A 12,203-nucleotide genomic window follows, 5' to 3' on the forward strand; every position below is an offset into this window, starting at 1 on the left:
ATATGAACGTTTTAGTAATTTTTAAAATGTATATATAGGATTAATGGAGGTATTGAGATGGCTGGTTCTACATTAACGGTTAAAGACTTACATGTATCAATTGATGGAAAAGAAATTTTAAAAGGTGTAAACCTTGAAGTAAAAGGTGGAGAAATCCACGCAATTATGGGACCTAACGGAACAGGTAAATCAACTTTATCTTCTGCCATTATGGGTCACCCAAAGTATGAAGTAACAGAAGGTAGCATCATCATCGACGGTGAAGATGTATTAGAAATGGAAGTAGACGAGCGCGCGCAAGCAGGTCTATTCTTAGCAATGCAATATCCAAGTGAAATTAGCGGAGTAACAAACGCTGACTTCTTACGTTCTGCAATTAATGCACGTCGTGAAGAAGGCGATGAAATTTCTCTTATGAAATTTATCCGTACATTAGATAAAAACATGGAATTCCTAGAAATGGATCCAGAAATGGCACAACGTTACTTAAACGAAGGTTTCTCTGGCGGTGAGAAAAAACGTAACGAAATTCTTCAATTAATGATGATTGAGCCAAAAATCGCAATCTTAGATGAAATCGACTCTGGTCTTGATATCGATGCGTTAAAAGTTGTATCTAAAGGTATTAACCAAATGCGTGGCGAAGAGTTCGGTTGCCTAATGATTACGCATTACCAACGTTTATTAAACTACATCACTCCAGATTTCGTTCACGTTATGATGAACGGTCGTATCGTTAAATCTGGTGGCCCTGAGCTTGCACAACGTCTAGAAGCTGAAGGTTACGACTGGATTAAAAAAGAATTAGGTATTGAAGACGAAACAACAGAGCAAGAAGCGTAAGAGAGGAGCATAAACATGACAATCGGTACATTACCTTTCGATCAAGAAACAATCCGTCAACGCGCAAGCGAAGTAAACGAAGCTGCTTGGTTGACTGAGTTCCGCTTACAAGCTCTTGCACAAGCAACTGAACTTCCAATGCCAACGCCTGATAAAACGAAAATTGAAAAATGGGACTTTATCGGAAAAGGCGACGCTGCTAAGCAAGAGCCTGTAAGTTCTTTAACAGAGCTTCCAGAAGCAGTGAAAAACTTAATCGATGAAAATAACAGCGTATTAGTGCAACGTACTGGTACAACTGCGTTCGTTTCTTTAGCAGACGAAGCAAAAGAAAAAGGTGTTATTTTTACAGACATCGTAACAGCTGCAACAGAGCATGCTGAACTATTACAAAAGTATTTAATGAAAGACGGCGTGAAGGTAGACGAGCATCGTTTAACTGCACTTCATGCTGCATTAATCAACGGCGGTGCATTCGTATATGTTCCGAAAAACGTTGTTCTTGAAACTCCACTTCAAGCTGTATTCTTAGTAGACGGCGAAGAAGCTAACGTATATAACCACGTATTATTCGTAGCTGATGCGAACAGTACTGCAACTTATGTAGAAAACTACGTTGCAAATGAAAATGCTAAAGGTATTGCAAATATCGTAGCAGAAGTAATCGTGGAACAAGGCGCACAAGTGAAATTCGGTGCGGTTGATCTATTAGCAAAAGACGTAACAACTTACGTTAACCGCCGCGGTATTGTAGGACGCGACGGCCGCATTGATTGGGCTCTAGGCCTTATGAATGACGGAAACACAATTTCAGAGAACGTTACAAACTTAATGGGCGACGGTTCATATGCTGATACGAAAACAGTAACAATTGGCCGTGGTAACCAAACACAAAACTTTACAACTAAAGTTGTTCACTTCGGTAAACACTCTGAAGGTTGGATTTTAAAACACGGTGTACAAAAAGATAGTGCAACATCTATCTTTAACGGAATTGGTAAGATTGAACACGGTGCATCTAAATCAAATGCACAACAATCTTCTCGCGTTCTTATGTTAGATGAGAAAGCTCGTGGGGATGCAAACCCAATTCTTTTAATCGACGAAGATGATGTAATGGCAGGTCACGCAGCTTCAGTAGGCCGCGTAGATCCGTACCAATTATACTACTTGATGAGCCGTGGTATTCCAAAACGCGAAGCAGAACGTTTAGTCATCCATGGATTCTTAGCACCTGTAGTTAATGAGCTTCCAATTGAAGGAGTAAAGGCACAGCTTGTTGAGGTAATTGAAAGGAAAGTTCGCTAATGAATATTCATGAAATACGCAAACAGTTTCCAATTCTTGATCAAAAAGTGAACGGCAAACAACTTGTTTATTTCGATAGTGCAGCAACTTCTCAAAAACCAATTCAAGTCATTGAAACGTTAGAACGTTACTATAAAGAATATAATTCTAACGTGCATCGCGGTGTTCATACGCTCGGTACGAAAGCTACCGACGCGTATGAAGGTGCACGCGAGAAAGTTCGCAAGTTTATTAACGCGAAATCAATGGAAGAGATTATTTTCACGCGCGGAACGACAACTGCATTAAATACAGTAGCGGCTAGCTATGGTCTTGAAAATGTAAAAGAAGGCGATGAAATCGTTATTTCTTACATGGAGCACCATAGTAACATCATTCCGTGGCAACAAGTTGCGAAGAAAACTGGTGCAACTTTAAAATACCTTCCGCTTCAACCAGACGGTACAATTTCTTTAGAAGATGTTCGTCAAACAGTTACACCGAATACAAAAATCGTTTCTATTATGCAAGTATCAAACGTACTTGGAACGATTAATCCTGTAAAAGAAATCGGAGCAATCGCACACGAAAATGGCGCAATTATGGTCGTTGACGGTGCACAAAGTACACCTCATATGAAAGTAGATGTACAAGATTTAAACTGTGATTTCTACGCATTATCTGCTCATAAGATGTGCGGACCTACAGGTATCGGCGTATTATATGGTAAAAAAGAATTGCTAAACAATATGGAGCCAATTGAATTTGGCGGTGAAATGATTGATTTCGTAGATTTACAAGAATCTACTTGGAAAGAGCTTCCGTGGAAGTTCGAAGCAGGTACACCGATTATCGGTAATGCAATCGGACTTGGTGCGGCAATTGATTTCTTAGAAGAAATCGGTCTTCATAATATTGAAAAGCATGAGCATGAATTAGCGCAATACGCTTTAGAAAGACTATCAGAAGTAGATGGCGTTACAATTTATGGTCCAAAGCATCGCGCTGGTCTTGTTACATTTAATATTGAAGACGTACATCCTCACGATGTAGCGACAGTATTAGATGTAGAAGGCATTGCGGTTCGCGCAGGACACCACTGTGCACAACCGCTTATGAAGTGGCTAAAAGCTTCTTCAACAGCACGTGCGAGCTTCTATTTATATAATACAAAAGAAGAAATTGATACATTTGTTGAATCGCTAATCAAGACAAAGGAGTATTTCACAAATGTCATTTAATAATTTAGATACGTTATATCGTCAAGTTATTATGGATCATTATAAAAATCCTCGTAACCATGGCGTGTTAGAAGATAGTGTTACAGTAAACTTGAACAATCCAACTTGCGGCGACCGTATTCAACTTACGATGAAGGTAGAAGAGGGTATTGTACAAGAGGCGAAGTTTGAAGGAGAAGGATGTTCTATCTCAATGTCTTCAGCTTCGATGATGACACAAGCAGTAAAAGGAAAGAAAATTGAAGAAGCACTTCAGCTTTCGAAAATTTTCTCTGACATGATGCTAGGAAAAGAGTACGATGACAGCATTGATTTAGGAGATATTGAAGCATTACAAGGCGTATGCAAGTTCCCTGCACGTATTAAATGTGCAACATTAGCGTGGAAAGCGTTAGAAAAGGGCTTAAACGAAGATAAGTAATGTTAAAGGTTCCTAAAAACGAGGTTATCTAAGGAGGGACACACCAACATGGCGAAGCAACTGCCAGATATCGGCGATTATAAATATGGTTTCAAAGACAAAGACGTTTCGATTTTCCGTGCTGGACGCGGTTTAACAAAAGAAATCGTAGAAGAGATTTCACGTATGAAAGAAGAACCACAGTGGATGTTAGACTTCCGTTTAAAATCACTGGATAAGTTCTATGAAATGCCAATGCCACAATGGGGCGGCGACTTAAACGACTTAGATTTCGATGAAATTACGTACTACGTAAAACCATCTGAGAAATCTGAGAAGTCTTGGGATGAAGTACCTGAGGAAATTAAAGCAACATTTGATAAATTAGGTATCCCAGAAGCTGAGCAAAAATATTTAGCTGGTGTATCTGCACAGTACGAATCTGAAGTTGTATACCACAACATGAAAGAAGACCTAGAAGCTCTAGGAATCGTCTTCAAAGATACAGATAGCGCATTAAAAGAGAACGAAGATATTTTCCGTGAGCATTTCGGAAAAGTAATCCCACCAACAGACAACAAATTCTCTGCATTAAACTCTGCAGTTTGGTCTGGTGGATCATTCATCTACGTTCCAAAAGGTATTAAAGTTGATACACCACTTCAAGCGTATTTCCGTATTAACTCTGAAAATATGGGACAATTCGAGCGTACGCTTATTATCGTAGACGAAGGAGCACACGTACACTACGTAGAAGGTTGTACAGCACCTGTTTACACGACTAACTCACTTCACAGTGCGGTAGTAGAAATCATCATTAAAAAAGATGCATATTGCCGTTACACAACAATCCAAAACTGGGCGAACAACGTATACAACCTAGTTACAAAACGTGCGGTTTGTGAAGAAAACGCAACGATGGAATGGATTGACGGTAACATCGGATCTAAATTAACGATGAAATACCCAGCAGTTATCTTAAAAGGCGAAGGCGCTCGTGGTTTAACATTATCTATCGCGATTGCTGGTAAAGGCCAACACCAAGATGCTGGTGCGAAAATGATTCACTTAGCACCAAACACGTCTTCAACAATCGTTTCTAAATCGATTGCGAAGCATGGTGGTAAAGTAACTTACCGTGGTATCGTACAATTCGGACCAAAAGCGAAAAACTCTCGCTCTAACATCGAGTGTGACACGTTAATCATGGATAACCAATCTACATCTGATACAATTCCTTACAACGAAATCAAAAACGATTACGTTTCACTTGAGCATGAAGCGAAAGTATCGAAAGTATCAGAAGAACAATTATTCTACCTAATGAGCCGCGGTATTTCTGAGCAAGAAGCTACAGAAATGATCGTAATGGGCTTCATCGAGCCATTCACTCGCGAGCTTCCAATGGAATACGCAGTTGAAATGAACCGCCTAATCAAGTTTGAGATGGAAGGTTCTATTGGTTAATAGATAAAGTGGAAGCGCCCTGCTATGCGGGGCGCTTTTTTATGTTGTGCTGGGTTCGAATCAGGTCAGGCTTGGGATACCTGGGCGGATGTTCAGCTGAATATATCAGCGATTTTTCAAATATATCGATGACAACTCAGAATATATCAGCGATTTTTCAAATATATCGATGACAACTCAGAATATATCGGCGATTATTTCAATATATCGACGCTTCGACAAGGAATATCGATTTATCAATAAATTACGAAAGAAAGAACAGGTCGTATACCTCGAACCTAAATCGTATCCATCTTATCCACAGATTAGAAAAAATAAAGTTTTCCATATTAAAAGGGCAATCTTTGGCTTTTTCTTATAATGCGAGTACAATGTAAAATAGCAAGAAAAGACGAAAAGTATTTACAGGATTATTGCGTACGTATAGCGTAAATGGCAGTAAGGAACTGAGAGGAGGTTTTTTCTCTGAATATAAATAAAGAAACAATCATCCACCTTTATCATACAAACGATATACATAGTCATTTTGAAAATTGGCCGCAAATTTCTCGGTTTGTACAAGGGGAGAAAAAGCGAAGACAGGAAGCGGGAGCGACTGTTTTAACTGTGGATATTGGCGATCATGTGGATCGTTTTCATAGTATTTCGGAAGCAACAAATGGACTTGGTAATACGAAGCTTTTAAATGAGGCGTTATATGATTATGTAACGATCGGAAATAATGAAGGAATTACGTTAGCGAAGGCGCATTTGAATCGTCTATATGATGATGCTGGATTTGAGGTGCTCGTCGCGAATTTATTTGAAAAAGAAGGTGTACGTCCGGCGTGGGCGAAGCCTTATAAATTACATACAACGACAGATGGGATTACGATTGCCTTTATTGGATTAACGGTAGCATATCCAGAGTTTTATCATATGTTAGACTGGCATATTGAAGATCCGCTTATTCATTTGGAATCCATTTTAGAAGAAGTGAAAGATGAGGCGCATATTACGGTTGTCCTGTCTCACCTTGGAAAAAGCATGGATGAATATATGGCGGAGCATTATGATATAGATGTTATTTTAGGTGCACATACGCATCATTTATTTGAGCGTGGTGTTCTTATGAATAATACTTTGCTTTGTTGTTGTGAAAAGTGGGGGCGTTACGTTGGGCACGTTCAGCTTACTGTGGATAAAGAGACGAAGAAGCTGTTGAAAAAGGACGGTAGAGCGATTAAGACAGAACGTTTAGGTGCTTATAGCGAACCGTTATCCACAATTGAAGTGTTGCAGGAAGAAAGTAAACATATTATGGCAGAGCCTGTCGTTCATTTAAAAGAAGCATTACGGGTCGATTGGTTTCATGAGACATCATTTTCGTACATGTTAGCAAATGCGCTGAAAACGTGGTGCGGTGCAGAGATTGGAATGGTAAACGCTGGTGTACTTCTTGAAGGGTTAGAAGAAGGTGTTGTGACGCGCGGAGATATTCACAGAATTTGTCCACATCCAATTAATCCGTGTCTATTAAAAGTACCGGGGAAAACGTTAAGAGAAGTTATTTTGAAAGCGCGCCGTCCGAATATGGAGAATCTTGAGGTGAAAGGATTCGGGTTCCGAGGAAAAGTAATGGGGAAGATGATTTACGCTGGTGTAGAAGTCATTCCAGATACGATTCCAGGGAATAAAATTTTACTAGAAGATGTATTGATTAACGGGGAATCGCTGGAATTAGACCGGATATATACGGTAGGAACAATTGATATGTTTACATTCGGATACTTATACCCAGAGCTATCCACACTTTCTGACAAACAGTATTATATGCCAGAACTACTTAGAGATGTGTTAACAGACGTGTTGATAACTCATACATCTTCCGTCAAACTATAGGCTAGTTAACTTGTAACACTCATTTTTCTCTTGTCATACAGATAAGAAAGAGAGGAGTGTGAACTATGGTTAATGTGGAGCTGATTATAATTGATAACTATACGTTTATTGCGGTTAGCGTCAAACTTCCAAAAACAAATTTGCTAGCTGTAATGAGCGATAAAGGATATATTATGTGCGGTGCATTAGATGTAGGTCTTTTAAATGAGAAGTTAGGTGATCGAGGAATTATTGCTGGCCGTGCGGTTGGTGTAAGAACGATTGAACAACTTCTTGAAGCACCGCTGGAATCAGTAACAATTGAAGCCGAAGCTTTAGGCATTACGGCCGGCACAATCGGAAAAGATGCACTATTAAAAATGAGATAAGCATATATCGTCCCTCTTTCTTGCATAGAAATAATATAAGAAGGAGGGTTTTCTTATGAGCATATTTCGTTCGAAAAATTCGCGGTTTCGAAGGGGACCGATTTCCTTTCGGTATATACTGCTTATTTCGTTTATCATTTTTATCGTAATGGTAGTTCAAGGATTATGGATTGTAAATAAAAGTATTCAACCAACGTTAATTAAGTATGGGGAAACAGAGACGCATAAAATGGCGACAGCAGTTATGACGAAAGCGGTAAAAGACCGAATTAATGAAGGGTTTGATGTAGATTCATTAATGAAAGTACAAACGGATAGGAACGGGAAAGTATCTACAATTGATTTAAATACAAAACAAGTAAATGAAATATTAACATCGACGACTGAATACATAGAGAAATATTTACAACAAGTAGAAAAAGGGGATACGAAAGCACTTGGTATTTTTGAAGAGAATGGGGTATCTATGTCAGTTCCTTTTGGACGCATAACCGATAATGCGCTTCTTGGTAATATAGGACCAAATATTCCGATTAATTTTACGCCAATTGGCCATGTGAATACGGATATTAAACAGTTAGTTGAGCCGCAAGGAATTAATAACACAGCGATCAAAATTATTATGGAAGTGGAAGTGACGTTACAAGTTATGATTCCGTTACGCACGAAGGAAATTACGGTGAAGCAAAATATTCCGATTGCGACGCGCATTGTTCAAGGTGAAGTGCCTACTTATTACGGAAGCGGAAGTGTTGTTGTACCAGATAAAAAGAAAACGGATAGTTAGCGAATATAAAGTGAAACTTTAATCAGTGGGGGGCTTCGTCCCCCACCGAACTTCTTTGCTTTCGCTGAATTTTGAGGTAGGGGTCTTACTGCCCGGCAAATAGCGGGATAAAAAATAACCGTAGCGAATCGCTACGGTTATTTTTTTGTATTTGCTCGTTCTTTTCGTTCCCAAAGGCTTAAATGCATGTATGGATCGAAAGCCCATTCTGTGTAGCCATTGTCTTTATACATGCCGAAATGTAAGTGGGGCGGGAATTTTCCAGCTGTGCCAGGAGGACCGTAACCAGTACTACCGACAAATCCGATTACTTTTCCTGGCTCGACAATTTGTCCGAGCTGTATTTCTTTAGAGAACCCGCCTAAATGAGCGTAATAGTGATAATTATTATGAAGGTCACGAATACCAATACGCCATCCGCCAAGACGATTCCATCCTTTTGTTTCAATGACGCCATAGCAAGTGGATCTTACGGGTACGCCATATCCGGCAAAGATATCGGTTCCTTCATGAATTCGTCTCCCGCCAAAACTTCTTCCAGCTCCAAAAGTACTACGGTAGCTATTGTCACTGTGGATTGGGAGAGGGAAAGCATTTCCTTCTAAATTAATACGTCCATAATGTTTATAAATTCGGGCGTATTCTGTAATTAATTCAACTGTTTTTGCACGTCTATAATATTCCCAAAGCATAATGTTAATATGGTCTTCTGACGTTCCTTGTTTCTTTAAAATAGTTGCTGCTGTATGCAGTAAATCACGGTCGTTATTTGCATTTGCAAATCCATCTTTGTCACCATCTAAACCCAACCCGCCAAATAGAGAAATCGTATGGGGGAGAGTATCGTTACTATTAACGGGTCCAGCCCATATTTCTGGTTTGAAATAAAGGGAAATGATGGCATCTGGTTTTTTCGGAATATCTTTTCTTACGCTCCGTATATTTCTTTCATATTGATCCATTGCAGCTAAGTAATACCACGGAATGCCTGAAGATTGCTCGGTTTCTTTATATAGTGCCATGCGCTTTTCATATATGCTTTGCTGATTATCTTCACCGTAAGCGATGTTTTGGTGGAGAAGAAAGCAAATTGAAAGCAAAAGAGAAATTTTTCGAAGCATGAAATAGACTCCTTTCACAACATCACTCTTTTTAGTGTGGGATATACGGAGTATTTCATTATAGGGAACGATTGGAAAAAATCTTAGAATCTTCATTTGAGCAAATCGCTTTCATACGTTAGAATAGATATGTTACATTGAAAGAAGCGAACACGGTAAACTATTTCATATTGTGCGGAGTTGATAACCATGACAAAACAAACAGAATATAAGCGCAAGCCCGAATGGTTGAAAATTAAGTTAAACACGAATGAAAACTATACAGGCTTAAAGAAAATGATGCGTTCTAAGAATCTTCATACGGTTTGTGAAGAAGCGAAATGTCCGAATATTCATGAATGCTGGGCTGTAAGGAAAACAGCAACATTTATGATCTTAGGTGCGGTTTGTACACGTGCTTGTCGTTTTTGTGCGGTTAAAACAGGCTTGCCAACTGAGCTTGATTTACAAGAACCAGAACGCGTAGCAGACTCTGTAGTACAAATGGGCTTAAAACACGTTGTTATAACAGCGGTTGCACGTGATGATTTAAAGGACGGCGGAGCAGCTGTTTTCGCTGAAACAGTACGCGCTGTACGTCGTAAAAATCCATTCACGTCTATCGAAGTATTACCATCTGATATGGGTGGGGTAGAAGAAAACTTAAAAATGTTAATGGATGCAAAACCAGATATTTTGAACCATAACATTGAAACAGTACGTCGATTATCTAACCGAGTTCGCGCTAGAGCAAAATATGACCGTTCATTAGAGTTTTTACGTCGAGCAAAAGAAATGCAGCCTGATATTCCAACTAAATCGAGCATTATGGTGGGCTTAGGAGAAACAAGAGAAGATTTAATTGAAGCAATGGATGACTTACGTGCAAACAATGTGGATATTTTAACTCTTGGACAATATCTACAACCATCTAAGAAGCATTTACCAGTTCTTAAATATTATCCACCAGCAGAATTTGCAGAGCTTAAAGAAATTGCACTTAGCAAAGGATTTAGCCACTGTGAAGCTGGTCCACTTGTACGTTCTTCTTATCATGCGGACGAGCAAGTACGTTCTGCAAAAGAAAAAACAGCAGAAGTGAAATAGTGAAAAAAGAGAGCTAATGATTAGCTCTCTTTTTTCTTATACTCTAAAACTGTATTTTGACACGTTGATAAAATTCTTTTTAATTCCTCTGTGGATAATTCAATTGTAAATTCAGGTACACCGGGTGTAATTAAAATTTTATTGTAAGTATAAATTGAACTGTCCACAATAATCGTTACATCTTGTGAATAACCGAAAGGAGCTACACATCCTGGAGTACAGCCAGTCTCTTCTCTTAGCTCGTCAGGAGAACAGAGAGATAAGCTCTCTCCTGTTATTTCTTTCATCTCTCCTCGGTTGAGACGAGTTCCCTCTAACGTAAAGAATACGTAGTACTCCCCGGATTTTGATTTTAAAAATAGGCTTTTACTTGGAGTACCTTGTAAGCCGAGCCTTTCACGAACGATGCGATCTGTCTCATAATCGAGTACTGGTTCGTGTTCAAATTTTTCATAAGAAGCATTTGTTTTATGTAGTAAAGAAAGTACGTCTTCGTACATATTGCATGATACCCCTCTCTATGTTTTACTGCAGCCCTACCATATCTTCTCGCAGTGTCAACTGAATGTATTGGAAAGGGATATTACTTGGATGGCGCTTTCCATAATCGTTTTATGATAGATTGTTCATCGAGTGTAATTTCATAAATATCAGGATTAGTTAATTTTTTCCATTCATCAAAGCCAATAGTATGATCAAAGTGCTTTAAAATTAATGTGAGTAAGTTGCCGTGTGTAACGAGTAATGTTGTGTCATGCTCTAGTTTTAAAACTTCCTGAATAAGTGAGATGGCACGGTCTGTTGCTTGTTTTGTTGACTCTCCGCCCGAAAAGGCAATATCTATGTTTGTAAAAGTGGATTCTAGTTTTTGCATCCAATCATCCATTGGAACGTTGCTTAATATGCGCTCTGCTAACCGTTCATCTTCTTGAATAGGTAAATTAGCTTGGAGTGCATAGGGCCGAATAGAATCGATAGCGCGGACAAAAGGGCTTGAAATAATATGACCTATTTGTAGATTATTTTCTATGAGGAATGTAGCAAGGTTGTTTGCTTGGTCTCTTCCTACGTTTGTTAATTCGGCATTACGCTCTTGTCCAGTTGCTGAACAATGTCGTATTATAATAATTTTCTTCATATTTCATCCCCATCTTTCAAGTTGACGATATATACTTCGACAAGTATGGAAATAATTCCTTTTTCTTGGAAAGGGCATAGTGATCTAAGTATGTGGAAAAGTAATGTGGATAATAAAAAATTGAGGTACAATTATGAAAAAAATGATATGCATTGTATTCAGTATTTGTTTTCTCGTACAATTGTCCACAACATATGCACAATCAAATCAAGAATTAGAATACCCGAGCAATCAAAACAAATCGTTTGTGAATGAAAATCTATTTTATGAACAGTTAGATAAGAAGGTCTATAAGGAATACAAAAATGCGGCGTATAGTGTTCGAAAGAAAATTTTATGGAAAGAAGTACAAGATGCAGAATTTACCTTCCGACAAAAAACAGCTGTCGGCTGTTGTAGTAGAGTGGTGATTCAAGATTCGTTTGTTCATCCAGATCGCCAAGTTTATTTTTTTGGTTCCTTTTCTCAAGATGAAGTAGATGAGTTTCATAAGTACATCGTTATAGATGCAGAAACAAAGAGGGAGTTGCGAGGGGGGGAAAGTTATCATCACTGCGACAATCTATATAAAAAATAACCCACCA

General features: G+C 38.7%; 13 protein-coding genes. 10 read left to right on the forward strand and 3 right to left on the reverse strand.

Annotation, left to right across the window (positions count from 1 at the left end; translation table 11 throughout):
• Nucleotides 1-57: 57 nt before the first annotated feature.
• The 8 genes from sufC to yunB all read left to right on the forward strand — a co-directional run bounded on the left by sufC (nucleotide 58) and on the right by yunB (nucleotide 8,274).
• Nucleotides 58-843, forward strand: a complete 786-nt coding sequence (gene sufC, locus CDB3_RS25560) for a Fe-S cluster assembly ATPase SufC (RefSeq protein ID WP_000929163.1) — start codon at nucleotides 58-60, stop codon at nucleotides 841-843.
• Nucleotides 844-858: 15 nt separating this feature from the next.
• The gene (sufD, locus tag CDB3_RS25565; RefSeq protein ID WP_000152176.1) at nucleotides 859-2,151 is read left to right on the forward strand and encodes a Fe-S cluster assembly protein SufD; all 1,293 of its coding nucleotides are present in this window, start codon (nucleotides 859-861) and stop codon (nucleotides 2,149-2,151) included.
• Nucleotides 2,151-3,371 carry a cysteine desulfurase SufS gene (gene sufS / locus CDB3_RS25570; protein WP_001020769.1) on the forward strand — a complete coding sequence of 407 codons (1,221 nt, stop codon included), beginning with the start codon at nucleotides 2,151-2,153 and terminating at the stop codon, nucleotides 3,369-3,371. Before sufD ends, sufS begins: the two co-directional genes overlap by 1 nt.
• Nucleotides 3,361-3,792, forward strand: coding sequence for a Fe-S cluster assembly sulfur transfer protein SufU (gene sufU / locus CDB3_RS25575; RefSeq protein ID WP_000009523.1), 432 nt, complete (start codon nucleotides 3,361-3,363; stop codon nucleotides 3,790-3,792). The genes sufS and sufU overlap by 11 nt, the downstream gene beginning before the upstream one ends.
• Before the next feature lie 48 nt (nucleotides 3,793-3,840).
• On the forward strand, nucleotides 3,841-5,238 hold the full coding sequence (gene sufB / locus CDB3_RS25580; protein ID WP_001118829.1) for a Fe-S cluster assembly protein SufB: 1,398 nt from the start codon (nucleotides 3,841-3,843) through the stop codon (nucleotides 5,236-5,238).
• Between the two features lie 489 nt (nucleotides 5,239-5,727).
• The gene (locus CDB3_RS25585) at nucleotides 5,728-7,119 is read left to right on the forward strand and encodes a bifunctional metallophosphatase/5'-nucleotidase (RefSeq protein WP_128856400.1); all 1,392 of its coding nucleotides are present in this window, start codon (nucleotides 5,728-5,730) and stop codon (nucleotides 7,117-7,119) included.
• Nucleotides 7,120-7,184: 65 nt separating this feature from the next.
• On the forward strand, nucleotides 7,185-7,487 hold the full coding sequence (locus CDB3_RS25590; protein ID WP_128856401.1) for a YunC family protein: 303 nt from the start codon (nucleotides 7,185-7,187) through the stop codon (nucleotides 7,485-7,487).
• 55 nt (nucleotides 7,488-7,542) lie between these two features.
• Nucleotides 7,543-8,274 (forward strand): sporulation protein YunB, encoded by a 732-nt coding sequence (gene yunB, locus CDB3_RS25595; RefSeq protein WP_128856402.1) that lies wholly within the window; start codon nucleotides 7,543-7,545, stop codon nucleotides 8,272-8,274.
• A 137-nt stretch (nucleotides 8,275-8,411) separates the two neighbouring features.
• Here the strand turns inward: yunB and CDB3_RS25600 are convergent, their stop codons facing one another.
• Nucleotides 8,412-9,395 (reverse strand): M23 family metallopeptidase, encoded by a 984-nt coding sequence (locus CDB3_RS25600; protein WP_128856403.1) that lies wholly within the window; start codon nucleotides 9,393-9,395, stop codon nucleotides 8,412-8,414.
• A gap of 189 nt (nucleotides 9,396-9,584) precedes the next feature.
• Here CDB3_RS25600 and lipA point away from each other — a divergent pair, with 189 nt between their 5' ends.
• On the forward strand, nucleotides 9,585-10,481 hold the full coding sequence (lipA, locus tag CDB3_RS25605) for a lipoyl synthase (RefSeq protein WP_128856404.1): 897 nt from the start codon (nucleotides 9,585-9,587) through the stop codon (nucleotides 10,479-10,481).
• 20 nt (nucleotides 10,482-10,501) lie between these two features.
• On the opposite strand, the gene CDB3_RS25610 is transcribed toward lipA, so the two are convergent.
• Together CDB3_RS25610 and CDB3_RS25615 are read right to left on the reverse strand one after the other, a co-directional pair.
• A complete protein-coding gene (locus CDB3_RS25610; protein ID WP_097832191.1) occupies nucleotides 10,502-10,981 on the reverse strand; it encodes a YbaK/EbsC family protein in 480 nt (159 codons plus the stop codon).
• An 83-nt stretch (nucleotides 10,982-11,064) separates the two neighbouring features.
• Nucleotides 11,065-11,619, reverse strand: coding sequence for a histidine phosphatase family protein (locus CDB3_RS25615; protein WP_128856405.1), 555 nt, complete (start codon nucleotides 11,617-11,619; stop codon nucleotides 11,065-11,067).
• 133 nt (nucleotides 11,620-11,752) lie between these two features.
• On the opposite strand from CDB3_RS25615, the gene CDB3_RS25620 reads away from it, so the two are divergent.
• Entirely contained in the window at nucleotides 11,753-12,196 is a 444-nt protein-coding gene (locus tag CDB3_RS25620) for a hypothetical protein (protein WP_128856406.1), read from the forward strand.
• Nucleotides 12,197-12,203 lie beyond the last annotated feature (7 nt).

The sequence above is a fragment of the Bacillus sp. CDB3 genome, from assembly GCF_002081505.1.
Classification (GTDB): domain Bacteria; phylum Bacillota; class Bacilli; order Bacillales; family Bacillaceae_G; genus Bacillus_A; species Bacillus_A cereus_AT.